Origin of the sequence: Gymnodinialimonas sp. 57CJ19 (genome assembly GCF_038396845.1) — a bacterium.
GTDB lineage: Bacteria > Pseudomonadota > Alphaproteobacteria > Rhodobacterales > Rhodobacteraceae > Gymnodinialimonas.
This window is the reverse complement of the sequence record NZ_CP151587.1, coordinates 434,412-458,871: the sequence shown is the minus strand read 5'-3', so window position 1 is coordinate 458,871 and position 24,460 is coordinate 434,412. Positions and strand designations below refer to the sequence as shown.

General features: G+C 61.9%; 24 protein-coding genes. 15 read left to right on the top strand and 9 right to left on the bottom strand.

The features are described 5' to 3' along the window. Position 1: 1 nt before the first annotated feature. Positions 2–1,171 carry a 4-hydroxybenzoate 3-monooxygenase gene (gene pobA, locus AADW23_RS02265; protein WP_341862911.1) on the bottom strand — a complete coding sequence of 390 codons (1,170 nt, stop codon included), beginning with the start codon at positions 1,169–1,171 and terminating at the stop codon, positions 2–4. A 95-nt stretch (positions 1,172–1,266) separates the two neighbouring features. On the opposite strand from pobA, the gene pcaQ reads away from it, so the two are divergent. From pcaQ to AADW23_RS02250, 3 genes are read left to right on the top strand one after another with little or no spacing between them, the layout of a single operon-like run. Continuing rightward, positions 1,267–2,214, top strand: coding sequence for a pca operon transcription factor PcaQ (pcaQ, locus tag AADW23_RS02260; RefSeq protein WP_341862910.1), 948 nt, complete (start codon positions 1,267–1,269; stop codon positions 2,212–2,214). Between the two features lie 57 nt (positions 2,215–2,271). Beyond that, positions 2,272–3,165, top strand: coding sequence for a LysR family transcriptional regulator (locus tag AADW23_RS02255; protein WP_341862909.1), 894 nt, complete (start codon positions 2,272–2,274; stop codon positions 3,163–3,165). Further along, entirely contained in the window at positions 3,162–3,902 is a 741-nt protein-coding gene (locus AADW23_RS02250; RefSeq protein ID WP_341862908.1) for a sulfite exporter TauE/SafE family protein, read from the top strand. Before AADW23_RS02255 ends, AADW23_RS02250 begins: the two co-directional genes overlap by 4 nt. A 25-nt stretch (positions 3,903–3,927) precedes the next feature. Here AADW23_RS02250 and AADW23_RS02245 read toward each other — a convergent pair whose 3' ends face one another. The 6 genes from AADW23_RS02245 to AADW23_RS02220 all read right to left on the bottom strand — a co-directional run bounded on the left by AADW23_RS02245 (position 3,928) and on the right by AADW23_RS02220 (position 8,933). Beyond that, the gene (locus AADW23_RS02245; RefSeq protein ID WP_341862907.1) at positions 3,928–4,593 is read right to left on the bottom strand and encodes a fumarate hydratase C-terminal domain-containing protein; all 666 of its coding nucleotides are present in this window, start codon (positions 4,591–4,593) and stop codon (positions 3,928–3,930) included. A 97-nt stretch (positions 4,594–4,690) separates the two neighbouring features. Beyond that, positions 4,691–5,665, bottom strand: a complete 975-nt coding sequence (locus tag AADW23_RS02240; RefSeq protein ID WP_341862906.1) for a fumarate hydratase — start codon at positions 5,663–5,665, stop codon at positions 4,691–4,693. Positions 5,666–5,776: 111 nt separating this feature from the next. Beyond that, entirely contained in the window at positions 5,777–7,534 is a 1,758-nt protein-coding gene (locus AADW23_RS02235; protein ID WP_341862905.1) for an FAD-binding protein, read from the bottom strand. After that, positions 7,534–7,878, bottom strand: coding sequence for a succinate dehydrogenase, cytochrome b556 subunit (sdhC, locus tag AADW23_RS02230; protein WP_341862904.1), 345 nt, complete (start codon positions 7,876–7,878; stop codon positions 7,534–7,536). The genes AADW23_RS02235 and sdhC overlap by 1 nt, the downstream gene beginning before the upstream one ends. Continuing rightward, positions 7,875–8,216: a succinate dehydrogenase gene (locus AADW23_RS02225; protein WP_341862903.1), complete on the bottom strand. Its 342-nt coding sequence runs from the start codon at positions 8,214–8,216 to the stop codon at positions 7,875–7,877. The genes sdhC and AADW23_RS02225 overlap by 4 nt, the downstream gene beginning before the upstream one ends. 3 nt (positions 8,217–8,219) lie before the next feature. Further along, on the bottom strand, positions 8,220–8,933 hold the full coding sequence (locus AADW23_RS02220; protein ID WP_341862902.1) for a 2Fe-2S iron-sulfur cluster-binding protein: 714 nt from the start codon (positions 8,931–8,933) through the stop codon (positions 8,220–8,222). A 124-nt stretch (positions 8,934–9,057) separates the two neighbouring features. On the opposite strand from AADW23_RS02220, the gene AADW23_RS02215 reads away from it, so the two are divergent. Then, entirely contained in the window at positions 9,058–9,864 is an 807-nt protein-coding gene (locus AADW23_RS02215) for a nitroreductase family protein (RefSeq protein ID WP_341862901.1), read from the top strand. A gap of 13 nt (positions 9,865–9,877) precedes the next feature. Here the strand turns inward: AADW23_RS02215 and AADW23_RS02210 are convergent, their stop codons facing one another. Then, positions 9,878–11,170 (bottom strand): FAD-dependent oxidoreductase, encoded by a 1,293-nt coding sequence (locus AADW23_RS02210; protein ID WP_341862900.1) that lies wholly within the window; start codon positions 11,168–11,170, stop codon positions 9,878–9,880. 366 nt (positions 11,171–11,536) lie between these two features. On the opposite strand from AADW23_RS02210, the gene AADW23_RS02205 reads away from it, so the two are divergent. The 3 genes from AADW23_RS02205 to AADW23_RS02195 all read left to right on the top strand — a co-directional run bounded on the left by AADW23_RS02205 (position 11,537) and on the right by AADW23_RS02195 (position 14,799). After that, positions 11,537–12,538 carry an ABC transporter substrate-binding protein gene (locus AADW23_RS02205; protein WP_341862899.1) on the top strand — a complete coding sequence of 334 codons (1,002 nt, stop codon included), beginning with the start codon at positions 11,537–11,539 and terminating at the stop codon, positions 12,536–12,538. Between the two features lie 102 nt (positions 12,539–12,640). After that, positions 12,641–13,447 (top strand): ABC transporter ATP-binding protein, encoded by an 807-nt coding sequence (locus AADW23_RS02200; protein WP_341862898.1) that lies wholly within the window; start codon positions 12,641–12,643, stop codon positions 13,445–13,447. Further along, complete coding sequence (locus tag AADW23_RS02195; RefSeq protein ID WP_341862897.1) at positions 13,444–14,799, top strand: ABC transporter permease subunit; 1,356 nt, start codon at positions 13,444–13,446, stop codon at positions 14,797–14,799. The genes AADW23_RS02200 and AADW23_RS02195 overlap by 4 nt, the downstream gene beginning before the upstream one ends. 106 nt (positions 14,800–14,905) lie before the next feature. On the opposite strand, the gene AADW23_RS02190 is transcribed toward AADW23_RS02195, so the two are convergent. Next, positions 14,906–15,085, bottom strand: a complete 180-nt coding sequence (locus AADW23_RS02190) for a hypothetical protein (protein ID WP_341862896.1) — start codon at positions 15,083–15,085, stop codon at positions 14,906–14,908. A 259-nt stretch (positions 15,086–15,344) separates the two neighbouring features. Between AADW23_RS02190 and AADW23_RS02185 the strand changes: the two genes are divergently transcribed. From AADW23_RS02185 to AADW23_RS02150, 8 genes are all read left to right on the top strand, one after another. Continuing rightward, positions 15,345–15,782: a MarR family transcriptional regulator gene (locus tag AADW23_RS02185; protein ID WP_341862895.1), complete on the top strand. Its 438-nt coding sequence runs from the start codon at positions 15,345–15,347 to the stop codon at positions 15,780–15,782. Between the two features lie 280 nt (positions 15,783–16,062). Next, complete coding sequence (locus AADW23_RS02180) at positions 16,063–17,331, top strand: extracellular solute-binding protein (protein ID WP_341862894.1); 1,269 nt, start codon at positions 16,063–16,065, stop codon at positions 17,329–17,331. 21 nt (positions 17,332–17,352) lie between these two features. Next, positions 17,353–18,414 (top strand): sugar ABC transporter permease, encoded by a 1,062-nt coding sequence (locus AADW23_RS02175; RefSeq protein ID WP_341862893.1) that lies wholly within the window; start codon positions 17,353–17,355, stop codon positions 18,412–18,414. Next, on the top strand, positions 18,411–19,847 hold the full coding sequence (locus AADW23_RS02170; protein ID WP_341862892.1) for a carbohydrate ABC transporter permease: 1,437 nt from the start codon (positions 18,411–18,413) through the stop codon (positions 19,845–19,847). Before AADW23_RS02175 ends, AADW23_RS02170 begins: the two co-directional genes overlap by 4 nt. A gap of 123 nt (positions 19,848–19,970) precedes the next feature. Then, positions 19,971–21,056: a sn-glycerol-3-phosphate ABC transporter ATP-binding protein UgpC gene (gene ugpC / locus AADW23_RS02165; RefSeq protein ID WP_341862891.1), complete on the top strand. Its 1,086-nt coding sequence runs from the start codon at positions 19,971–19,973 to the stop codon at positions 21,054–21,056. Between the two features lie 76 nt (positions 21,057–21,132). Further along, a complete protein-coding gene (locus tag AADW23_RS02160; RefSeq protein WP_341862890.1) occupies positions 21,133–22,125 on the top strand; it encodes a Gfo/Idh/MocA family oxidoreductase in 993 nt (330 codons plus the stop codon). Position 22,126: 1 nt separating this feature from the next. After that, the gene (locus AADW23_RS02155; protein ID WP_341862889.1) at positions 22,127–23,698 is read left to right on the top strand and encodes a CoA-transferase; all 1,572 of its coding nucleotides are present in this window, start codon (positions 22,127–22,129) and stop codon (positions 23,696–23,698) included. Next, positions 23,695–24,459, top strand: a complete 765-nt coding sequence (locus AADW23_RS02150; protein ID WP_341862888.1) for an enoyl-CoA hydratase/isomerase family protein — start codon at positions 23,695–23,697, stop codon at positions 24,457–24,459. Before AADW23_RS02155 ends, AADW23_RS02150 begins: the two co-directional genes overlap by 4 nt. The last annotated feature ends 1 nt before the right edge of the window (position 24,460 follow it).

The window sequence follows — 24,460 nt, the reverse complement described above, 5'->3', positions numbered from 1 at the left end:
ATCAATAGGGCAGGCCAACATAGTTTTCCGCCATGGATTTCTGTGCCGCTTCATTGGAACGCAGAAACTCGATCTCGGCCAATTGCATCTTCAGATCAAAGGGCGATTGGTCCGGGTAAGTGTGCATCAGGGATGAGAACCACCAGCTGAACCGTTCCGCCTTCCAGACCCGCGCCAGCGCCTTTTCCGAGTAGCTGTCGATCCCCGCCGTGCTGGCGTTCTCGTAGAAATCACGCAGGCCGTTATAGAGGTAATGCACGTCCGATGCGGCGGTATTCAGCCCCTTCGCGCCGGTGGGCGGCACGATATGGGCCGCGTCCCCGCAAAGGAACAGGCGGCCCCAACACATGGGTTCCGTCACGAAAGACCGCAGCGGCGCGATGGATTTCTCGATGCTGGGTCCGGTAACGAGCTTGTCGGCCACCGCCGTCGGAATGCGGCGCTTCAGCTCGGTCCAGAACGCCTCGTCCGTCCAATCCTCGGGCCGGTCAGACAAGGAACATTGGATGTAATAGCGGCTGAGGTTTTCATTGCGCATCGAGCACAGCGCAAAGCCGCGGGGCGAGTTGGCGTAGATCAATTCGTGGTTCACCGGAGGCGTTTCCGACAGAATGCCGAGCCAGCCGAAGGGGTAGACCTTCTCATATTCGCGGCGCACATCCAGCGGGATGGTCTGGCGGCTGACCCCGTGGAAGCCGTCGCACCCCGCGACGAAATCGCATTCAATCACGCGGGCCTCGCCATCGACGGTGTAGTGCACCTGAGGCGTGTCGGTATTGGCCCCCTGGATAACCACGTTCTCGACGTTGAATTCGATCTTCCCCCCGGCCTTTTCGCGGGCTTCATAGAGGTCTTGGGTCACCTCGGTCTGACCGTAGACCACCACGGGTGTGCCCGTCAGTTCGCGGAAATCTATGCGGAACTGTTCATCTCCGTAGGACACGATCGTCCCGTCGTGAGGATACCCCTCGGCGTGCAATCGGTCGGCGCAGCCCGCTTCTTCCAGCAAGCGGACCAAACCTTGTTCCAGCACGCCCGCCCGGATGCGCCCCAGCACATATTCCTTGGTCTTGCGCTCCAATACGACGCTATCAATGCCGCGCCTCTGCAGCAGTTGCGACAGGAGCAGCCCGGATGGGCCGCCGCCAATAATTGCTACTTGGGTTTTCATAGCGTCCTCTTGCTTCTTTTGAACATATTACGCTTGTTTGAAGGGGTATTTAAATTGAGATATTGGGTAACTTACTTACCGAAATTGGAATGAGTATGGACCGTCGGATCAAATTTCGCCACCTCGAGGCGTTCAGCGCCATCGCCCGCGCCCGCAGCTTCAAACACGCGGCGGAACAATTGAACCTGACCCAACCCGCGATTTCCAAGACGATGAAAGAGCTTGAGGACATCCTCGGCGTCGTCGTGATGGTGCGCAGCCGGTCTGGCGTGTCCCTTACCCCCGAGGGGGAGGTGTTTCTTCAGTTTGCCGAACAAAGCACCGCGGCCCTGCGCCAAGGTTTGCGTAGCCTGGCTGCCGGGGCCAAAGCCGCAGGGCAATTGAAGGTTGGCGCACTTCCCAGTGTCGCCTCTGCCTTGATGCCCCGCGCCGCTGTCTCCTTTGCCAAGGCCAACCCCGATACCCACCTGGAGGTACACGAAGGGCTGCACCGGGATCTGACAGCACGGCTCCGCAGTGGTGGCCTTGATCTGGTCGTGGGGCGGTTAGGCGCCCCCAATGCGATGGTCGGCCTGGGGTTTCAGCAGCTTTACACGGAAGAGGTGGTGATCGTCACCAACCCCCAAAGCCCCGCCATTCACGTCCGCGACCTTGCCGAGCTGGACCGGTTCCGCGTGCTCTACCCGCCCAAGGATTCCGCCATTCGCCCCCTTGTGGCACGGATGCTTATCGCCCGCAGCGTGCCCCTGTTCCCGCATCGGATTGAAACCGCCGCCCCTGCCTTTGGCCATACGGCGACCTTGGCGGACCCCAACACAATCTGGGTTATCAGCCGGGGCGTTGTGGCCGAGGCGATTGCCCAGGGCCGCCTTGTGCCTCTGGCGATAGACATGAGCGCGACACAGGGCGCGGTGGGTATCATGAGCCGGGCAGAGGATGTCCCCTCGGTCGCGCAGCGTGCCTTCGTCAAAGAACTGCGCCACCTCTGTGAAGGCCCAGGTTTGGGGGCGATCTCGCTTGCTCCGGCCCCGAGGGAACCGTAAGAAAAGGAAACAGAACTGCGCCTGTGTTTGCGCTTATGGAAAGCGTTGTTTCCGAAAGTGACCATCCGCCTCCTCAGAACCCTTGTGGCCGTGGCCGACGCCAAGACCTTTTCGGCCGCCGCCGAGACGGTCCACGTGACCCATGCCGCCGTCAGCCAGCAGATGCGCGCACTCGAGGCTGACTTGGGCGTTGCCCTATTTGATCGCAGCACCCGCACGCCCGAACTCACCCCCATCGCCCACCAAATCGTTGCCAAGGCGCGGGTGCTCTTGTCCGATTACGATAACCTCGTCTCCTCGGTTCTGGACAAAGATGGCCTCAGCGGCGATGTCCGCTTGGGCGCTTTGGGCACCACGTTGACCGGGCTGACGCCCCGCGCGATGGCCGTCTTGAAGGACCGGTTCCCCGGCATCGGCTTGCACATTCGCCCCGGCCTGACCGGCGACCTTCTGGCCGAGGTTGAACGGGGCGCCTTGGACGCCGCAATCGTCACCAAGCCGATGCTACTGCCCCTGCGGCTGCAGTTTCGCCCCTTGGCGCACGAGGCCTTGCAGCTGATCGCCCCCGCCGATGAGCCAAGCGATGATTCCATCGCGTTGCTTCAAAACCGCCCCTTCATCCGTTTCAACCGCAGCGCCGTGCTGGGCGTGTTGATCGAGAACTGGATACTCTCCAAACGCCTGCGCGTGTCCGAGGCGATGGAGCTCAACAGCGCCGAGTCGATTTCCTCCATGGTGCAGGCGGGGCTTGGGGTGTCGATTGTCCCCGATCTGGCCGTGCGCCCCGCCGATGGCGTCACCGTGAAACGCCTGTCCCTTGGGGCCGATGCGCCGTCGCGGACCCTTGGGCTTGTGTACTCCAAAGACCAGTTCAAAACCCGCGTGATCGAAGAGGTTTTTCAATCCTTGCTAAGCGTCATTCCTCCTGAACAGCGGGCCGCACAACCGTGAGTGCGCAACTCATCACCTATCTGCTTTTGGGGGCTGCGGCAGGCGGCTTCATCAACGGGCTATCGGGCACAGGCACGGCCCTGTTCGCGCTGGGGTTCTACCTTGTGGTGCTGGACCCGGTGACCGCCGTGGCGATCGTGGCGCTGATGTCCGTGGTGGCGGGCCTGCAAGGCGTCTGGGTCGTGCGCGAGGCGATCCTTGCGCAACCGCACCGCCTGTTGCGTTTCGTGCTGCCGGGGCTGGTGGGCGTACCCTTGGGCGTTTGGCTGCTGAACGGGCTGGACGCCACGGCCCTGCGCCTTGGGGTGGCCGGCTTCCTGATCCTGTACGGTGGCTACTTCGCCATCCGCCGGTCCTTGCCCGCGTTTTCGCGCCGGACCCCGGTGCTGGATAGTCTGATCGGCGGCTTGGGCGGTATCCTTGGCGGGGCGGCGGGTATGTCGGGGGCGTTGCCGTCGATGTGGATGTCCCTGCGCCCCTGGACCAAGTTTGAGACCCGCGCCGTATTACAGCCCTTCAACATGGTGATGCTGATCACGACGGTGACCCTTTTGTACCTGCGCGGCGCCTACGAGGGCGCAGGAACGGCGCTTCTTATCACCATCCCCACGGGCCTTATCGCGGCGCAAATCGGCATCGCCGTGTTCCGCCGCCTGTCCGATACGGCGTTTCGTTGGGTGCTGATCCTGCTGACCCTCGCCATGGGGATCGGCGTGGGCGCGAGTGAGCTTCTCTAAATAACCTCACCCTGAGGCGGACGCCTCATATCACCTCGTCCGTGCGGTCATCGCTCTCGCCATAGCGCTTTAGGGTCGCCGGCCGCGTGCCCTCATACACCCGCGCCACATTCTCCGCGATCTTGGCGTTTTCGCGCTCGAACAGGCAGTCGCCTTTCATGTCCGAGGCCACGATAAACGGCCCCATCTTGTTGCACTTCAACACCCACATCGCCTGCGCCAGGCCCAACTCCTCGTTCCAATGGACGGCCTCGACGTTCTCCACTCCGCGCCCGAGCAACGCGCCGGTGCCGTAACCCACAGTGGAAAGGTAAACCGCGCCATTGGGCACGAAGTATTCCTTGTAATCCTTGGAGGTCATCCCCCCCTTGCCCACGATCAGCTTTGCGCCGGTCTTCTCCATCCACTCCGGCAACCACTTGGCAAACCGGAAGGACGCCGTGGCCGTCACCGCCCCCATGTCGAAGCTGCCGTCAGGGTTGATCCGTGCCGCCGGAGAGCAATGAAAATTTGCCGCCGATTGCGTGGGCAGTTCCATCGGAATATTCGCGCGGTCTTCCAACGCCCGCATGTAGACGCCTTCGCGAGCGGTATACATCAGGCCCGAGAGGTAGACGATATCGCCCAACCGCAACTGGGCAATGTCCTCGTCCGAGGGGGTGGTCGACAGGATGATTTCACGCAGGCTCATGAGGTGCCTCCTAAAGTTGTGAGGGTGCGGGCCGATGACCTTCGCGATGCGAAGACATCCTTGACCACCCGATGATTTTCTCGGCAAAAAATCATCGTCATTCTGCAGCCTCCAAACCCGCTTCCGGCCAGTCCACCGTTTCCCGACGCTGATAGGGCGTGAACCAATCGGGGTCCGTGCGGTACTCTACCCGACCATCGCCATAGACCCTCGCGACCGCGCGCCGTGACGACAGACAGAAAGCATGCACAGACATCGGCATGCCCCCGGTGTGGCAGTAACCCACCTCGATATTGCAATCGATCACCATGTTCTTGCCCACAAACCCCATGGCCCCCATCCCGATAGAGTTCCCGAGCTCCTTGAACTCATCCTCCATCTCGGCAATGCGCGGGTCCGAGTTGCGCGAGCCAACCACCCGCAAGGTCGAGGCCCGCTTGCCAAGGTTCATGCACACATCCTTGGAGCCCCCCAACCCGATCCCGATGATCGCCGGCTGACACGCCAACCCGCGCTTGCCGAACGCCATCAGACTGTCCAGATAGAATCGCTTGATCCCCTGTACCCCGTCGCTTGGGAACAACATCCGATAATCAGTGCCAAACAACCCGCCCTTGTGAACGGTAATCAGATCGACCCAATCGGCCCCCTCTCCCGGTGCGGCGGGCTCAAATCCATATTCGATCTCAGGCGCCCCGATGCCGACGTTGTTGTTGTGGTCCGTGCGCCACAAGGGATGCACCCTATTGGGCCTCAGCGGCACGCCATTGGTGGCGCTGGCCGTGGCGCGCCTCAACGCGGCCTCCAGCCCCACCATGCCCCCCTCGACGCTGGCATCATTGCCCATCTTCACAAACCAGCGCGGCACGCCGGTATCCCCGCACATCGCGCGGCGATCTTCCTTCGCGGCCTCGTAATTCTCCAACATCGCCTTCAGCACGAAAGACGACAAATCCCCGTCCTCGGTTTTTGCCGCCTCCTGCAACCCATCCAGATAATCCTGGGGGATCTCAATGGCGGCCTTATCCATCAAGGCCTCAGCTGTCTCTTGTATCAACTTAATGGGGATCACGGACCCGCTCCTTCATCTTGGCCTTACAACTCCGGGGAGCGCGAGGGGCAGCGCCCCTCGCCTTGGGCGCCGACACTGTCGGCGCAATCCCTCTATGACTGGCATTGCACCCTATTGCGCCGCCACCAATGTCTCCGGTGCGCCCTCGGGCAACACCGTCTCTCCCGGGCGCACGATGGTGAATTGCACCGGCTGCTTTTCCACTTGAACCACCCCGTCCTGCAATCTCGCCACCGTAAACGCGCTGTCTTCCATCGCGCCCGGCTCAGGGAAATCTTCACGGAAATGCGCCCCGCGAGAGTTCTCTCTCTCGATCCCCGCCTTGGTAATCACCTCCGAGATATCGCAGAGCGACCGTAGGTTCAGCCAATCGTGCCATGTCAGGTTGAACGCCAGGTTCTCCCCGTCCACCCCCACATCCATCAAGGCGTCAGATACCTCTGCGATCCCCGTCAAACCGCGTTTCATCCCCGCTTCGGTCCGCATCACGCCGACCTCTTCCCACATCAGATCCTGCAACTGCTTGCGCAGGGGCAGCACCAGATCGGGCCTGCGCGACAATGGATAAATCGCCCGCTCAAACTCCGCCGCCAACACCTCTTCATCCGGCTCGCGCAGCGCCATGCCCGCCACATCGCGGCCCATCGTGTCGCCCGCGATGCCGCCATAGACGGTGGAGTTTGCAACCCCGTTGCCCCCTAATCGGTTAGAGCCATGGGCCCCGCCCGCGTCCTCTCCGGCCACATACAGCCCTTCCATCGCGGTGCGCGTATCCACATCCACAATCACGCCGCCCATGAAGTAATGGGCCGTCGGCACTACTTCCACCTTGCCAGCGGCCAGATCAAAGCCGCTGTCGGCACAGCGGTTCACCATGCCTTTGAACTTCTTGCGCACAAAGTCCGGGCCAAGGTGGCTCATCGAGATAAAGACCCCCTCCTGCTCGGGGTTATTGTTCTTTCGCATCTCGGCATAGATCCCTCGGGACACCACATCGCGTGTCGCCCGTTCGCCCTTGCCGTCATAATCAAACATGAACCGTGCGCCGGAATGATTAATCAGCTGCCCCCCCGCGCCGCGCAGACCCTCCTCCAATACGGTTCCGGTCATCCGCGTATGATCGCCCGCCAGAAGCCCAGTGGGGTGGAACTGCACCATCTCCATATCGCGCAGGGGCAGCCCGGCCCGCAGCGCCATGGCGAGGCCGTCCATCGTCTTGTCACCGCTGGGCGTGTGATACTTGTACATCGTCGGCCCGCCGCCCGTGCCCATCAGCACCGTCTTGGCCCGCACCAACCGGAACCTGCCCGTCCGCATGTCGATCATCAGAACGCCCGCCAGCGCAGAGCCGTCCTTGGTGGGGATCAGCCCCACGGCCCGGTGCTCCTGCAGCTTCTCGACGCCGCTGGCCAAGACCTTCTCCATCAGGCGGTTGATGATCTCGATCCCAGTCAAATCACCCTTATGAACGGTCCGGTCCGCCGTCTGACCCGCAAAGGCCTTCTGGTGGAGGGAGCCGTCCTTGTTGCGATCAAAGAAGCACCCGACCTCGTTCTCCAACTCTCGGATGCGCACGACGGCCTGTTCACACAACCGCCACGCCATGTCCTGGTTCGGCAACCATTTGCCGCCGTTGATCGTGTCCATGAAGTGCCGCTCGACCGTATCACCGCCGCCAAGGGCCACGTTATAGCCGCCCTGCACCATGCGCGTGCAGCCACATTTGCCGATCAGGCCCTTCACGGCGATGGTGATCTTGGTGCCTTCGGGCGCGGTCTGCTTGGCGTGCAGTGCAGCAAACAGCCCCGCGCCGCCAGTGCCGAGGATCAGGATATCGGTGTCGTGCCGCTCAATGTCCGAAATACGCATCAGATGGCCTGCATGAAAAAGAGGGTTGCGATAAAGAACGACGCGGCGGCGGCGCCTGCGGCCAGCGATTTCTGTGGCCCGCTCCACGGCAGGAACTCCATCGCCATCAGGCGCAGCCCGCCGAACATGTGAACTGCCAGCAAGAAGACGAGGCCGAATTCCGCCACCTTCACAAGGCTGACGCTGGTGACCTCGGCGAAAGCGTCAAAGCGGGCGGGGTTGGTCAGCGCCATCGCCATCACCCAGAAATGCACGGGCAAAAACAGCGCCAAAGCAAGGCCTGAGAGGCGGTGGATAATGAACGCCACCCACAGGGGATGGGCGCGGTTGATGACAGCTTTCATAGCGCCCCCCCGAAGGTCACGGCCCACACGGCGCGGGCGCCAACGGCGAGCAGCCCCGCGCCGATGATCCACATCAAGGCCTCCAGCGCCGGGCCGCGCAGTCCGCCCCATTCATGGGCAAGGACGCGCAGGCCAATGGCCCCGTGGATCGCCACGGCCACAACAAAGGTGCCGTAGAAAAGGAACCACGCGACTGACCCTTGGGTGCGGCCCAGAATTTCCTCGGCCGAGATCCCGCCCTGGATCGCGTAGATCATCACCGCCAAATGGCCCAGAACCAGCGGCGCCATCAGCAGCGCCGTGATCCTTTGCATCATGTAAAGCCTCAGCGTCAGCATGGTTCAGCGCCCCTTCCTGAAGAAGTTCCGCGCGGTTTCCCGCTTTAGTCCCGCAATCGCCGACATCGGGTCCAGATCGTTCGGGCAATAGGCCGTGCACGACCCCATCGAATGGCAGTTGTGACAGCCGCCAGAGCCGGAAACCGCGTCCAAAATCGCCTCGCGCCCCTCGTCCTTGGTGTCGTTCAGGAGCGTCCACGCCCTCTGCAACGCCGCAGGCCCAAGGTAATCTTTGTTGCCCGCCACCGTATCACAGGCTGCATAGCAGACCGAGCAGTTGATGCATTCGATCCCGGCATTGGCCTCCACCCTTCCGGCGCTTTCCTCATCCACGGGGGCGATTGGATCATCGCGAGTCAGCGTGCCATGATGCACGCCCTCGGCGGCGGTCCATTTGTCAAAGAACGGGTCCATATCCACGGCAAGGTCTTTGATGACGGGCAAGTTGCGCAGCGGCCCAATCGTCACCTCGTTGCCGTCCAACACCTTGTTGATGTGGGTGCGACAGGTCCAGCGCGGCACGCCGTTTACCATCATCGCGCAAGACCCGCACATGCCGACCCGACACGCGAAACGGTAGCTGAGCGTCGGGTCCGCGTTTTGCTGCACCCATGATACGACATCCAACACCGTTTGGCTGTCATAGGCGGGCACCTCGAACACATCTTCGCCGTCCGGGCCGCGTTCGATTGTGACTTTCAGCACATCTGTCGTCATGGTGGCTCGCATCTTCCAAAGGGGCTTGCTTTGTGCGCAGTATAACAGGCAACATTACTTTATGAACGTGATATCTCGTTTACGTTTCTGTAAGACTTTCTAACATTGAAATGTCGGAGCTCCAATGGCCACCTCCCTCCCAGACCTCCTGTCGGCCCGCTATAGCGACGCGCCTGAAACGCCGGATATCGCCGCTTTGCAGGGGATGGCCGCGCGGGGGTCGTGCCGCGACTTCACCGATCACCCGGTGCCCGACGCTCTGTTGCAAACGCTCTGCGCCGTGGCCCTTGCCTCGCCCACCAAAAGTGACCTTCAACAACGCGATATCATTCTGCTGAAATCGGCTGAGTGTCGCGCGAGTCTGGCGCAGTTGGTCAGTGGACAGGCGTGGGTTGCTAGTGCGCCGATGATCGCGATCTTCTGCGGCAATAACCGTCGCCAACGGCTGCTGCACCAGTGGCACGACGTGCCCTTCGCCAACGACCACCTTGATGCGCTGGTCAATGCCGCCGCCGACGCCGCCATCGCGCTGGGCGCTTTCGTTACGGCGGCCGAGGCCGTGGGCCTTGGGTGTTGCCCGATCAGCGCCGTGCGAAATGAGGCGCAGGCAGTGTCCGAGATGTTGCACCTGCCCGATCACGTGTTTCCCTTCGCGGGCCTTGCCATCGGCTTCCCCTCGGCGCCGCCGCCAATCTCCAAACGCCTGCCCCTTGCCGTGACCGTCCACACAGATCGCTACACAGAAGACGGGCTGCGAAAGGCGGTCGCAGACTACGACACGACACGCCCCTATGCCGCCCAACGGTTCCCGGACCTGTTCGGCATGTCAGACACCTACGGCTGGTCGGACGATAAAGTGCGCCAATACAGCCAGCCCGAGCGTGCCGATTTCGGGGCGTTCATCCGCGCCAAAGGCTTCACGCTGGACTAATGGCGCAGGCGGCTTAGCGGGTTTCCAGATAATCCAGAAACTTCATCCAACGGATGACGTGCTTCATCCCCATCACCTTGAGGTTGCGCAGCGGGATGCCTGCCACCTTGGTGACCGGGAAGGGCAAGTCTTTGGGCGCGGCCCCCAGAATGCGCTCCGCCATGACGCGGCCCATGACATTGGACATCGCCACGCCGCGTCCGTTGTAGCCAAGGCCCACGATCAGGCCCGCTTGCGGCTCGTGCAGGTGGGGCAGGTGGTCTTCCGTCACCGCGATGTTGCCGCCCCATTTGTGCGTCCAACGCACCCCTTCCAGCTGAGGGAACACCCGCACCGCGTCTTTCATCAGCCAGTCAAACCCCTTCATGCCGCCCTTGCCGTCCGGCTCTCCGTGGCCGCCATAGACCATGCGGTTGTCGGGCTCTCGGCGGGCGTACATGATGACCCTCCGACTGTCCGAGATCGTGTGCCCTTGGGGGAGGATATCCCCGATCACATCGTCGGGCAGGGGGTCGGTGGCGATCTGAATCGGGGTGATGGGGAAGATCGACTTTGCCAGATTCTTCACCAAACCGTCAGAATATCCGTTGGTGGCCACCACCACCCAATCGCTGCGCACCTTGCCGCCCTCGGTCTGGGTCAGCCATGTGGCGCCGTCCCTGGAAATCGCGCTTACGGCGGTTTGGCCAAACACTTCTACCCCGCGGGCCTTGCCAGCGGCGGCCAACCCGCGCACGAACATCAGCGGATGCACCGCGCCGCCTTTGGGGTTGAGCGTGGCCGTGCTGTAGGCGCGGCTGCCCGACAGGGTGGCGACCTCGTCTTGGTCAATCACACGCATGTCCGCCCCCACGGCGTTCCAATCGGCGATATCGGCCTTCGCCTTGCGCTGGGCGGCCTTGGAGTGATGCACCCTCAGCCAACCGTTCTGCCTTGCCTGACACTCTATCTGATAGGTGTTAATCAGCGAAAACACCTCATCGGCTGATCCCAGGGATTGCGCGGCCAACTTCTCAAACGCTTGACGCCCCACGATCTTTTCCACCGTTGCGGGGGCGTTGAAGGGCAGCATCGGGTTCACCTGCCCGCCCGTGCGCCCAGACGCGCCAAAGCCCACGTCGCCCGCGTCCAGCACGATTACCCGCATTCCCGCCTCGGCCAAAGCCAGCGCGGCACGCAGCCCCGTGTAGCCCGCGCCGATTACGGTCACGTCGGCTTCCCGGTCTTGGGTGAGCGGCGGGTTGGGGGTCTCTTCGGGGGCGGTGGTCTTCCAAAGGGATTGCGGCCAAGGCAATGCGGTCGTCATCGGCTTGTCTCTGTCTTGGGGCAGGGGCTTAGATGCAGGGGCGTCGGGGCAGGGGCTTGGAGCAAGGCAATACTGCGCCCCGACAGAGGGGCGTCAAGACCTTGTGGTCATAATTTTGAGCGCAACGGTCTCATTGATTGAGACAGTCTATTTTGCGGGCGACAGGGCATCTGGGCAGTTTTTGCCCCCGAATTGGCCCTATAGAATTTTCTTGACGCAAAGAAACCTCACTGCCTAGCTGTTGCCGAGCGGGGCTTATGTTCCGTTGACTGAACATGGTGAAGCGATGCGAACAGAGGCCGGGAAAACTCGGACAGGCGCGACGCGATTACCGAACAACAAGACGATCCCGACAGGAGAGACCAAATGAAAAAGACAATCGCATCGCTGCTCGCGGGCACCGCGATCCTTGCGTCCGGCCAAGCTGCTCTGGCAGACGGTCACGTAGAAGAAATCACCGTTGCTTACTTCCTTGAATGGCCGCTGCCTCTGTACGACGCATGGGCCAACGGCGAGTTTGAAGAAGCCATGGGCATCGACCTGAACTGGGTCTCCTTCGAGACCGGTACAGCCATGTCCGCCGCCATGGCATCGGGCGACGTGCAGATCGCCGTTTCCCAGGGCCTGCCGCCCTTCGTTGTGGCCGCTTCCGCCGGTCAGGACATCGAAGTGATCGACGTTGCCGTGACCTATGCTGACAACGACAATTGTGTTGTCCGCTCGGACCTGGAAATCGACGCCGAGAACGCGTCCGAGCTTGCCGGCCGCCGTGTTGCTGTGCCGCTCGGCACCGCCGCCCATTACGGCTTCCTGCGCCAGATGGACCACTTCGGTGTTGATCTTGCCGGATTGGAAATCGTTGACATGGCGCCACCGGAAGGTGCGGCGGCTCTGTCTCAGGGCGCTGTGGACTTCGCCTGTGGCTACGGCGGCGGTCTGTCGCGCATGTTGGAATACGGCAACGTGCTTCTGACCGGTGAAGAAAAGACCGAGCTTGGCATTCTGGTGTTCGACGTGATCGCAGCCCCGGCTGAGTTCGTGGCCGAGAACCCCGATCTGGTCGCCCAGTTCCTGGCCGTGGGTCAAGCCGCCAACGACCGTTGGAACAGCAACCCCAACGACGAGATGCTGGCAAATATCGCGAGCGCCGCCGGTATGGAACTGGATGCTGCCCGTGGCGCCATCGGCACAATGGGTTTCCCATCGGCTGAAGAAGTGCTTGGCCCGATCTGGATGGACGGCGGCATGGCCGAGTTCATGGGCGGCGTGGCAAACGTCTTCGTGGAAGCAGGCTCCATCGACGCTGCGCTGGACGACTACACCGACCGCGTAAACGCCGGCCCGCTGACCGAAGCTGCGGCAAACTAAGCGCAAGGCCCACTCTTTGGGCGGGGGTCCGGTCACCGGTTTCAGGGTGGCCGGACCCCTACTTCGCTTCCAACACCTACTTATGACACGGAAGGGCCGCAGATGACCGGCTTGGCCATTCGCAATATCTCCATGCGCTTCGATATCCCCGGCGGCGGGGCGGTGCAGGCGCTGCAAGATGTCTCCCTCGACATTAAACAGGGTGAAATCATGTCTGTCCTTGGCCCCTCGGGCTGCGGCAAGACTACACTTCTCAACATCGTTGCCGGTTTCCTTGCGCCCACCGAAGGCGTGATTGAGCTCAACGGCCACGAGGTCCACGGCCCCGATGCCGAACGCGGCATGGTGTTCCAGAAGGGCGCCTTGTTTGAATGGATGTCGGTGCGCGAAAACGTCAGCTTCGGCCCTCGGATGAAGGGGCAGCGCGAAGCCGAATACGGTGCCAACGTGGACCACTTGCTGGATATCGTCGGCCTGCAAGACTTCAAGAACAAGGCCATCTACGAGCTTTCGGGTGGGATGCAGCAGCGTGTGGCCCTGGCCCGCTGTCTGGCCAACGATCCCGACGTGATCTTGATGGATGAACCCCTGGGCGCGCTGGACGCGCTGACCCGCGAGAAGATGCAAAGCCTTGTGCTGAAGCTGTGGAAAGAGACGGGCAAGACCATCATCCTGATCACCCACTCCGTTGAAGAGGCGCTGCTTCTGGGGGAACGTCTGATCGTCATGGCTCCGCGTCCCGGCCGTATCCACAAGGAATACCAACTTCCCTTTGCCGATGAAGGCGTGGACGCCGACCTGCGCGATGTGAAGAAGAACCCCCGGTTCGCAGAGGTGCGCGAGGAAATTCTGGGCATGATCTGGGACATGGAAGAAGAAATTATGGGCCGGACGGAGGCAGCATCATGATCCCACTGCTCCTTTATATCGCGATCTTTATCGCCTGCTTCTACGCCGTCCGCCTGATCTCTGGCGGGGCAAAGCGCACCGGGTATACGGCGCTCAAGACCGTGACCTTTGGCGACGAAAGCGCCGTGACGCCGAACCGCTGGGCCTCGGTCCTGTCGATCATCACGCTGTTCTTCTTGTGGGGCACGTTCACGGGCTCGGTCATCGTGCCGTCGCCTCTGCACATGCCGGGCCCGCCCTTGGGCGAGCATACGTTCACCCACACGGTTCAGGATGCCGAAGGAAACACCGATGACGCAACCGTCACCTTCCTTCTGTACCAGACAACCGTAGACGCCGAAGGCAACGAATCCGCCGAGCCCGAGCCCCCCGTGGTCGATCCCGGCGATGGCTTCGCCCTGAACGACTCTTTGGTGATCGAGGCTTACGGGTCCGAACTGGCCCCCCTGCAAAACAACGATGTTCTGACCCGGGACGATGGCACCAGCATCATCGCGGTGAACGGGCAACCGATCGCGCCCGGCGATCGGCTGGAGTTCGACTTCGGCACGCTGGCCATGTCTACGCGTGGGTCGATCAACATCTCTCCCGCGCAGGGCATCCAGATGGAGCCGATCTGGCTTCCGCCTCCAGAGGACGTTTTCAACCGGTTCCTGGAGATCAGCTGCATCAACAAGTTTTGGGAGCGCGGCGTCCCCATGGCAGAGCGGTGGAGCAACTTCACCGGATGCGAGGGTTTCCGCAACTACTCGCTTTGGGAACACTTGGGCTTCTCGCTCTACCGTGTTGTCGTGGGCTTCCTTTTGGGCGCACTGGTCGGCATTCCCTTGGGCTACGCCATGGGCCTGTCCAACTGGGCACGGGGCTGGTTTGACCCCATCGTGGAGTTCATGCGCCCGGTGCCGCCGCTTGCGCTGATCCCGCTGGTCATCATCTGGGCCGGTATCGGTGAAAACGGAAAGGTCGTGCTGCTGTTTCTGGCCGCCCTTTGGATCATGGCGATTGCCGCGCGTTCCGGCGTGTCTGGGGTCAACCTGTCGAAGGTCCACGCGGCCTATTCGCTGGGTGCCAGCAAGGCGCAAATCATGCGCCACGTGATTATCCCGAACTCCTTGCCCGAAATCTTCACCGGGGCCCGTGTTGCGATGGGCGTGTGTTGGGGCACGGTTGTGGCCGCAGAACTTGTGGCGGCGGTGCAGGGGGCCGGCATGATGATCATGGTCGCCTCGCGGTTCCAGCTCACGGATATCGTGATCTTGGGCATTATCCTGATCGGCATGATCGGCTTCGGCATCGATATCCTGATGCGCATGGCCGAGAACAAACTCGTGCCTTGGAAGGGGAAGAGCTAGCGCTCAAGTAGCCGAAGGCGGTAGCGCATGAACCGGCGCTCAAGCAGCCGTCAGGCGGTAGCGGAATAAGCACAGGCGTTGGCCCCGGATACGGGCCAGCGCCTTTCTACTGTCCCACCACAACCTCTGCCGGGGCGCGGAACACGAAGCTATCGGCACCGTAGGCATCTGCGGCCCAGTCATAGGGGCCGTGCGTGGGGGCGGGCTTGGCGGTGTTCGCGACTTCGGTCAGTTCCATTGTCGGAAAGACGGGCTGCGGCGCGGTGTAATCTGTTGTTTCCAACATTCTGTGTCTCCTTGTTATTCTGTTTGCGGACCGCTCTCTGTGCGGTGTTAAGCTTTTCTCCATCAATCAGATGGCGCAAACCGGGCCTAGGCCGGGTCAAAACTGTGATTGGATTTGGGGAAATTGAGACTTTCCACGACACTCCGATTAAAAGTGTCCGCAGTGCTCCTTGTTTCACTGGGGCGTATCCATTTCCGGCCCGCAGCGCCCCTGACTTCGGGCAGTCGCCTTTAAGCCGATCTGCTGCTAATCCATCCCCATGACCGAGCAAGCCTTCCACCCGTCGCGATTCCTTCCCTACCTGCTGAACCAGGCGGCCGAGGCATCGAGCCGGGAATTTCAGGCCTACTATCGGTCGCGCTACGGCATGTTGAGGGCCGAATGGCGGGTGCTGTTTCATCTGGGGTGCTACGGCGAACTTTCGGCAAAGCAGATTTGCGAAAAGGCCTCGATCCACAAGACCAAGGTCAGCCGCGCGGTTGCCGCCCTGGCCGAGAAACGCTTCCTCACCCGGCGCCCCAGTGACGCCGACCGCCGGATCGAGGTTCTATCCCTGACCCCCGCCGGAAACGCCGCGTTCAAGGATCTGAGCCGCGCCGCAGAAGGGTTCGACGCCAAGCTGTTGGCGCGCCTTGATCCCGCCGAGGTCGAGGCCCTGCGCCGGGCGCTTCTGGTACTGTCAGATCCCGCGCCTTGAGGCCGAGCGAATCGCGCTTTCGCGAAATCGGACGAAAATTTGCCTCGTGCCGCGAAAATTACTGAACGCAAATTGATATACCATTGATATACCCCCAAAGCCCCTCAGCAACGCCAAACGCCCCTGAGCGGGGGGATTGTTATATCCCTCTCACGTTCCGCGTTGAGCCGCGAAAATAGGGCCTTCGATAACCTGTGGACGGAGAGCTCGCATGTCTTCTATCGTCACGCAAAAGACGAAAAATACAGGACCACCAGATGGACTCTATGGGAGGATTCCAATGACCAAACTGCACACACTGCGGCTTACTTGTGCTGCGACTGCCTTGATGGCGGCAGGCACCGCTTCTGCTGATGATATCACGTTCCTGTGCTACCAAGATGGCAACGAATGCGATGTCTACGCGTCGATCGCGGAAACCTTTAACGCCGAGACAGGTCACAATGTTGTCGTGGATACCGTCAGCTATGAAGTGATCCGCGATCAGTTGGAAAACCAGCTGCAAACAGGCGCCGCCCCTGATGTGGCACGCATTACCAACACAGGCGGTCTGAACCCCTATTACCTTGACCTGACGCCCTATGTGGACGCCGCATATTTCGAAGAAAACTACGGCGCGGCTCTTCCATGGTATCGTGCGCCCGGTGGCGAAGATCGGGGCATTTACGCTTGGCCTTCGCAGTTGACCGTGACCGGCCCCTTCGTGAACGCTACCATGTTCGACGACGCGGGCGTGGACATGCCCGGCGATGGCGCGACGTGGGATGATTGGGCTGCCGCCCTAGAGGAAGTGCAAGAGACGCTCGGCATGGATGCGGCTTTAGCAATGGATCGGACCGCGCACCGTTGGGCGGGGCCAGCGTTCTCGTATGGGGCGCAGTTCTTTGACGACGCAGGAGAGCCGATCCTCGTGGACGATGGCTTCCGCGCCTATGCAGAAACCTTTGTGGGTTGGCACGAATCCGGCCTGATGCCCGCCGACGGTTGGCCCGCAGGTACAGGCACAGCGTTCCGCAACGCCGCGCCATTGTTCCTTGATGGATCTGTCGCCATGCACATGTCTGGCTCGTGGATGATCGGCAACTATGCCGAGAACATCACAGACTTTGAATGGCGTGCGGTGCCGGCGCCTTGTGGCCCCGGCGGTTGTGGCGCAATGCCCGGCGGTGCCGGTGTTGTGGCGTTCGAATCCACCGAGCATCCAGAGGCAGCAGCGGCATGGATTGCCTATCTCGCTCAGGCCGATAACGCAGAGCGTGTCGCGGCCGAGACGCTTTCGATCACCGCGCATCAGGGCCTTCAGGCATCTGGTGTTGACTACGGCGATGCCGACCCAACCGTTGCGCAGGCACTGTCGACCTTTGCAGGGTCCATCGGCGTTGCCGCGGAAACCACTCCACAGGCCTATACGTTCATCGGCTATCCCCAGAACTTCGTGATCTACGGCGTTGTGCCAGATTACATCACGCAGGTTATCACGGGCGAAATGTCCTTGGATGACGCTCTGGCCGCCATCGACGCGGATGTTGCCGCGCAGATCGCGGAATAAGGCTGGGAAAGGGTCAGGCCGATGTGGACGGCGATTGAGAATGCCTTCGCAGGTTCGTCCTGGCCCTTGGCTTTCCTTGTTTACCTCATCGTGGGGGCGGTCATTGCCCGCCCCTCCGGCACCCTCGGCTCTCGCGCCATGGCCGTGCTAGGCTGGCCGATTGAGCTGGCCCAGAAGATGCGCGGTCACGGGCCTTTGCCGTATCTTTTCCTGCTACCTAACCTCTTGGTTTTCGGCGTTTTCACCTTCGCGCCGTTGTTCATCAACGTGGGCTTCTCGGTGACCGAGGGCCAATCCATCAACTTCGCGGATCGCCCCTTTGCCGGCACGGATAACTGGCAACGCCTGTTGGCTGAAACGCAGATTGACACCGGTAATCCCAATCTGGAGGACGACCAATTCTACCGCGCCGTCATGGACACGAGCGTGTTCGTGATCTTTCAGGTGCCGATCATGGTGCTGTTCTCACTGATTACCGCGCTGGTGCTGAACCGCGATATCGTGGCCCGTGGCCTGTGGCGCTCGATCTTCTTTTACCCCGTCATGTTGTCGCCCGTCGTTGTCGGCTTTCTGTGGACGCTGATCCTGAAACGCCAAGGCGTGCTGTCAATCACCCTGATGGAATGGGGCTGGATCGAGGAACCGATCCAATGGCTGGTGGACCCTGCGTGGACGATGTTCTGGTCCGTCTTCGTGTTCACTTGGGCGCATCTGGGCTTCTACATGCTGATCCTTCTGGCAGGCCTGCAAGCGATCCCCTCGGATCTCTATGAAGCCGCCGAGATGGACGGCGCGTCGCCTTGGCGGGTCTTGCGCAAGATCACTCTGCCGCTGTTGATGCCGACGCTACTGGTCGTCACCGTCTTGTCGCTTATCAAGGCATTCCAGGCGTTTGAGGAGCTTTACGCCATGCAGGTCGGCTGGATCTCCATCGTCGCCTACATCTTCGAGACCGCAGGCCTGCGCGGGAACCCAACGCCCAACGGGCTTGGCATCGCGGCGACGGCTTCGCTTATCGTTGCAGGCGCGTTGGCGATCTTCTCGATCATCCAAATCTTCCTCAGCGGAAGGAACGCCCGATGACCGCCCTTTGGGATTTCCTGTCGCGCACCAACGGTCGCGCCAAGTTGAGCTGGACGGATTGGCTGTCCTACGCCTACTTGATTTTCGGCTTCCTGATTATCCTTGTTCCCGTGGTATGGCTTGGCCTGAACTCGGTCAAATCGCAGTTCCAGATCGAAAGCCAGGACCTGTCGCTGCTACCCGGCGACTTCGACCGCGTGGCGCGGGCCACCGTGAATGGACCCGAGGGGCGAGAGATCTTTATCATCGCGGACCTGCCCGATTGGGTGCTGAACTGGTCGGATCTGAGCGCCGAAGAACAAGCCGCCCAAGACGTGAACGGGTTTCTGGCGGGATACGAGGGCAACGCGCTTTACGCCCTACGCTCGCACCTTGGCCAAGTCTCCGCAGCTGCGAGGAGGCAAATCGCCGAGGAGGGGCTGCCAGAATGGCTGAACCGCTACGGCGCGTTGACGCCGCAGGCGCGAGAAGCGTTTGATCTGGACTCCGTCGCCGCGTCTCTGTCCCCCGATCAGGCGCGGTTGATCCTCGAATATCTGGGTGTTGATCCCTATCAGCCCAACCGCATCGTCACCCAAGCCCTTGTGACCGCGCCCCATCCCGAAACCGGAGAGGTCATGGAATGGGCGATCCCCAATCCCAACGCGTCCTCTGCCTTCTTCCCCGGTCGTGCGGTTAATGGCGACGCCAGCCAAGTCGTGCGCCTGCCTGCGGAAAGCGTCACCGCCAACCGCACCATCGCGCCGTCCTGGGGCAACTACTCTGAGCCGCTCACCGGCACCGCTTACGGCGTCAACGTGGACTTCGCGACCTGCATTACCAACTCTGTGCTCGTCACCGTCATCGCGACGCTGATGACCCTGCTGATCAACTCCATGGCCGCTTTTGCGCTGTCGAAATACACGTTCAAGGGCCAAACGCTGTTCCTCGTCGTGATCCTCGCCACCCTCATGGTGCCCGCCACGATCACTCTGGTGGGGGTGTTCAAGGCGATCAACGCGACGGGGCTGTCAGGCAGTATCTGGGGCGTCATCATCCCCGGCGCGGCCACGCCCGCGGGCGTCTTCCTGCTCCGCCAGTACATGCTGACGATCCCCGATGAACTGCTAGAGGCCGCCCGCATGGACTCTGCCTCCGAATGGAAGGTCTACTGGCGCATCGTCCTGCCCCTCGCGCTTCCCGCCATTGCGGCGCTTGGAATCCTTAGCGTGATCTGGCGCTGGAACGACCTGATCATTCCCATGGTCGCCATCGCCACCAATACCGACGCCTACACCATTCAACTGTGTCTGCTGGAATTCCGCGGCGAGCATATCAGCCAGGAACATTACCGCCTTGCGATGACGGTCGTGTCGCTGATCCCCACGACGCTCGTTTTCGTGTTCCTCCAGAAATACATCACCACCGGTATCGCGAATACCGGCATGAAATAGATGCCCTCAAGTAGCGAAGCGGTAGGGCGTAAAAGAAAACCCGCGCTCAAGTAGCGAAGCGGTAGGGCGTAAAAGAAAACCCGCCCTCAAGTAGCGAAACGATAGCGCATAGAAAGTTAAACCATGGCCCTGTTAGAACTGCGCAATGTGAAGAAAGCCTACGGCGAGGTGGAGGTCATCCACGGCGTCGATATCACCGTGCAATCCGGCGAGTTCTGCGTTTTCGTCGGCCCCTCGGGCTGCGGGAAATCCACGCTTTTGCGGATGATCGCGGGGCTGGAGCCGATCACATCGGGCGAGATTGCCATTGATGATGAGGTGCTTAACGACGTCGCCGCCTCCAAGCGCGGGCTGGCGATGGTGTTTCAAAGCTACGCGCTTTATCCGCATATGTCCGTGCGCAATAACCTGTCGTTCGGGCTGGAAAACATCGGCATGGACCGCGCCGAGATTGACCAGCGCGTGGGCGAAGCCGCCCGCATGTTGCAGATCGACGACTACCTCGACCGCCGCCCCGGCCAGCTATCGGGTGGCCAGCGCCAGCGCGTCGCCATCGGTCGCGCCGTGGTGAGGGAGCCGCGCGTATTCCTGTTTGATGAGCCGCTCTCCAACCTCGACGCGGAACTGCGCGTCGCCACAAGGGGCGAGATCAGCGAACTACATCAACGTCTTGGAAACACGATGGTCTACGTGACCCACGACCAGGTGGAAGCCATGACCATGGCCGACAAGATCGCCGTTTTGCGTGCCGGGCGTCTAGAACAATTCGGCCCCCCGCTCCAGCTGTTCAACGCCCCCGCCAACCGCTTTGTGGCGGGTTTCATCGGGTCGCCCAAGATGAACTTCATCCGCGGCACGATGGGCGAGAACGGCATGTTCGTATCCGAAGGCGGGGCGTTTGTGGGGCTGGACGAGAGCCGCTTCAACACCCGACCCGGACAAGCAGTGGAACTGGGCGTGCGCCCAAGCCATACCAACCCCGCCGACGGCGAAGGCGTGCCCCTGCACGTGCGCGCGGTAGAGCAATTGGGCACAGAGACCTTCGTTTACGGGGCCGTGTCGGGATCAGATGATTTTGCCATGCAATTGCCCGGTCAAGTTCACATTCAGGCCAAGACGACGCTTCAGGTCGAGATTGACGCCTCAGCCGCGCATCTTTTCGATCTTGAGACAGGTCTAAGCTGCGCCAAACCCCAGACCGCGTCCTGACTGCGCCTTGACATGGGCCGTGGAACGTTCCAATTATCGCGAAATAGGAACGTTCCAATTTTGTCGGGAGAGCATCATGCGTTGGGGATTGATCGGGGCGAGTACCATCGCGGCAGAGCATATGATCGGAGCCATTCGCGCCTCAGGCGGGGAGGCGGCAACGGTCCTCAGCTCCAGCGCTGACCGCGCCGCCAGCTACGCCAAGACCCACGCCATCGGCAAAGGCGTGACCGATCTGGAGGCGGCGATGGACGGGGTGGATGCGGTCTACATCTCTACCACCAACGAAAAGCACCTGCCCCAAGCCATGGCCGCGATCAAGGCGGGCAAGCACGTGCTGTGTGAAAAGCCTCTGGCGATGAGCGTTGCCGATGCCGTGACCATGGTGAACGCGGCGCAAGCGGCGGGCGTTACCTTTGGCACCAACCACCACCTTCGCAACGCCGGCAGCCATCTGGCGATCCGCGAATTGATCGAGACGGGCCGCATCGGCACCGTCTTGTCCGTGCGCGTCTTCCACGCGGTCCACCTGCCGCCGCACCTGCAAGGCTGGCGCATCGACAATCCCGCCGCTGGCGGTGGCGTCATCCCCGATATCACCGTCCACGACGCCGATACCGTGCGCTTCCATCTGGGCGAAGACCCGGTGGATGTGGTCGCCATGAAGACCGCGAGCGGCATGGGCCAAGGGGTGGAAGACAGCGCTATGTCGGTCTGGTCCATGCCCTCGGGCGCGATGGTTCACACTCACGAAAGCTTCACCCACCGCTTCGCCGGATCGGGGATCGAGGTGCATGGCACCGAAGGCTCGATCATCGCGCGGGGCGTCATGACGCAGCAGCCGGTGGGTGAGGTCACCTTGCGGTTCGAGGGCGGCGAGCAAGCCGTCGAATACGCGACCCACGGTCTCTATGACCGTGCCGTGGACCTGTTCACCAAGGCCTGCGCCGGTGAGGGAAGGCCCGCAGCGGACGGCGTCGACGGTGTGAAATCTCTGGCGGTGGCCGAGGCTGTCGCAAAGGCTGCCGAAACCGGCCAGCGCACTGCCGTTGATTATGGCGGGGTCTGAGATGTCGAAGGTTGTCACAGGGGCACAAGCGGCCGCCCGGATCAAGGACGGCGCGGTGGTGACCGTGTCCGCCAGCTCTGCGCTCGGCTGCCCTGATGCGGTTTTGCAAGCCATCGGCGCGCGGTACGACGCGGAAGGTGCGCCGCGCAACCTGACGACCCTGCACCCCATTGCGGCGGGGGACATGTATGGCGTCAAGGGTGTGGACCACATCGCCAAGGACGGCTTGCTGGCGCGGATTATCGGCGGCAGCTATCCCTCGGGGCCGTCGTCCCTGCCGATGCCCGCGATCTGGCAGATGGTGGTAGACGACCGCGTGGCGGCCTACAATGTGCCCTCGGGCATCCTCTTTGACATGCACCGCGACGTGGCCGCGCGCCGTCCCGGCGTGTTGACACAAGTGGGGCTAGAGACCTTTGTGGACCCGATCCGCGAAGGCTGCGCCATGAATGCGCTTGCGGCGGAAACGCCCATCGTCCACCGCACCGAATTCGCGGGCGACACGTGGCTCCACTTCCCCAATATCGTGCCTGATGTGGCCATCATCCGCGCCACCACGGCAGACGAAAACGGCAACCTGACCTATGAACACGAAGGCGCGTATCTGGGCGGGTTGGATCAGGCGATTGCCACGCGCAACCACGGCGGCCTGGTCATCGCGCAGGTCAAGCGTGTGACAGCGGCGGGCAGCCTGCGGCCCCATGATGTGCATGTGCCGGGACATCTGGTGGATATGATCGTGGTCGACGCCGATCAGAAACAGACAACGGAAACCCCCTATGATCCCGCGATCAGCGGAGAGGTGATGCGCCCGTGGGACAGCTTTGCCTTGGCCGAGCACGGTGTCGAGAAGATCATCGCCCGCCGCGCCGCGATGGAGCTGAAGCGCGGCATGACCGCCAACCTCGGCTTCGGCATATCGGCCATGGTGCCCCGTGTTCTGCTAGAAGAAGGTGCCCATGACGCCGTCACTTGGGCCATCGAACAAGGCGCCGTCGGCGGGATGCCCCTGACCGGGTTCGCGTTCGGCTGCGCCTCGAACGCCGATGCCTTCGTGCCGTCCCCTCAGCAATTCAGCTACTTCCAAGGCGGCGGGTTTGACGTGTCCTTCCTGTCGTTCATGGAGGTGGACGTGGACGGCAACGTCAACGTCTCCAAGCTTGGGAAAAAGCCTTACCTCACAGCGGGGTGCGGCGGCTTCGTGGACATCACCGCCAACGCCCGAAAGATCGTGTTCAGCGGCTATTTCGAGGCGGGCGCTCAGCTCGATATCACCGACACTGGCCTGCATGTCTCCAAGCCCGGCAAGTTCACCAAGATGGTGGACGCGGTGGAGCATGTGACCTTCGCGGGCCGCCGGGCCCGGGCGCGGGGGGCAGAAGTGCTTTATATCACCGAGCGGTGCGTCATGGTTCTGGGTGACAGCGGCCTGATCGCGACCGAGATCATGCCCGGCATCGACCCGGACCGCGATATCATCGCCGCCAGCCAAGGCCGCGTCAGCATCGCGGACGACGCGAAAACCTTGCCGCTATCGTTGCTGCAAGACGCACCAATGGGGATCGCATTATGAGCGCAGTACATCTTTCCATCGACGGGGCCATCGCCCGGATCACGCTGGACAACCCGGCCAAGTTGAACGCGTTTACCGGCGCGATGCTGCAAGAGCTGGACGCCGCCTGCGCGACCCTTGAAACCTCGCCGCTGGTGCGCTGCGTTCTGATTACCGCCAAGGGCGACCGTGCCTTCTGCGCCGGGGCCGACATCGCGGCTTGGGGGGCGCTTACGCCCACACAGTTTGCCCGCCTTTGGGTGCGCGAAGGCCACCGCATTTTTGACCGCTTGGCACGTCTGTCCATGCCAACAATCGCTGTGCTGGAAGGCCATGCCTTCGGCGGTGGGTTGGAATTGGCCGCCTGCGCTGACCTTAGGGTAATGGGCCCAGGCGTGACCCTTGGCTTGCCCGAAGCGCAGGTGGGCATCGTGCCCGGTTGGGGCGGCTGCACGCGCCTGTTGCGGTTGCTGCCCGAACCTGTGGTGAAGGACATGGCGCTGTTCGGCCGCCGGGTAAGCGCCGCCAAGGCAGAGGCCCTTGGCTTTGCGGAAGTCTCCGATACGCCGCTTGCGACGGCTCTTGCCATCGCCAAAGGCGCGATCTCGGCCTCTCCGCGTGCCCACGAGGTTGCAAAGTACCAGATCCACGCGGCTGTCGGCGAAGACCGAGGCGCGATGATCGAGGCGTTGGGCGGCGGCATGGTCGGCGCGACCGACGATAGGGACGAAGGCGTCGCCGCCTTCGCCGAGAAACGCTCACCTGATTTCCGAGGGACCTGAC

Coding starts and splice junctions, on each gene's coding strand:
- AADW23_RS02245 (WP_341862907.1), bottom strand. CDS start 4,593: ATGAGCCTGCGTGAAATCATCCTGTCGACCACCCCCTCGGACGAGGAC.
- AADW23_RS02150 (WP_341862888.1), top strand. CDS start 23,695: ATGAGCGCAGTACATCTTTCCATCGACGGGGCCATCGCCCGGATCACG.
- AADW23_RS02195 (WP_341862897.1), top strand. CDS start 13,444: ATGATCCCACTGCTCCTTTATATCGCGATCTTTATCGCCTGCTTCTAC.
- AADW23_RS02210 (WP_341862900.1), bottom strand. CDS start 11,170: ATGACGACCGCATTGCCTTGGCCGCAATCCCTTTGGAAGACCACCGCC.
- AADW23_RS02175 (WP_341862893.1), top strand. CDS start 17,353: ATGTGGACGGCGATTGAGAATGCCTTCGCAGGTTCGTCCTGGCCCTTG.
- AADW23_RS02205 (WP_341862899.1), top strand. CDS start 11,537: ATGAAAAAGACAATCGCATCGCTGCTCGCGGGCACCGCGATCCTTGCG.
- AADW23_RS02160 (WP_341862890.1), top strand. CDS start 21,133: ATGCGTTGGGGATTGATCGGGGCGAGTACCATCGCGGCAGAGCATATG.
- ugpC (WP_341862891.1), top strand. CDS start 19,971: ATGGCCCTGTTAGAACTGCGCAATGTGAAGAAAGCCTACGGCGAGGTG.
- AADW23_RS02215 (WP_341862901.1), top strand. CDS start 9,058: ATGGCCACCTCCCTCCCAGACCTCCTGTCGGCCCGCTATAGCGACGCG.
- AADW23_RS02170 (WP_341862892.1), top strand. CDS start 18,411: ATGACCGCCCTTTGGGATTTCCTGTCGCGCACCAACGGTCGCGCCAAG.
- AADW23_RS02220 (WP_341862902.1), bottom strand. CDS start 8,933: ATGACGACAGATGTGCTGAAAGTCACAATCGAACGCGGCCCGGACGGC.
- AADW23_RS02235 (WP_341862905.1), bottom strand. CDS start 7,534: ATGCGTATTTCGGACATTGAGCGGCACGACACCGATATCCTGATCCTC.
- AADW23_RS02185 (WP_341862895.1), top strand. CDS start 15,345: ATGACCGAGCAAGCCTTCCACCCGTCGCGATTCCTTCCCTACCTGCTG.
- AADW23_RS02155 (WP_341862889.1), top strand. CDS start 22,127: ATGTCGAAGGTTGTCACAGGGGCACAAGCGGCCGCCCGGATCAAGGAC.
- pobA (WP_341862911.1), bottom strand. CDS start 1,171: ATGAAAACCCAAGTAGCAATTATTGGCGGCGGCCCATCCGGGCTGCTC.
- sdhC (WP_341862904.1), bottom strand. CDS start 7,878: ATGAAAGCTGTCATCAACCGCGCCCATCCCCTGTGGGTGGCGTTCATT.
- AADW23_RS02225 (WP_341862903.1), bottom strand. CDS start 8,216: ATGCTGACGCTGAGGCTTTACATGATGCAAAGGATCACGGCGCTGCTG.
- AADW23_RS02180 (WP_341862894.1), top strand. CDS start 16,063: ATGACCAAACTGCACACACTGCGGCTTACTTGTGCTGCGACTGCCTTG.
- pcaQ (WP_341862910.1), top strand. CDS start 1,267: ATGGACCGTCGGATCAAATTTCGCCACCTCGAGGCGTTCAGCGCCATC.
- AADW23_RS02200 (WP_341862898.1), top strand. CDS start 12,641: ATGACCGGCTTGGCCATTCGCAATATCTCCATGCGCTTCGATATCCCC.
- AADW23_RS02190 (WP_341862896.1), bottom strand. CDS start 15,085: ATGTTGGAAACAACAGATTACACCGCGCCGCAGCCCGTCTTTCCGACA.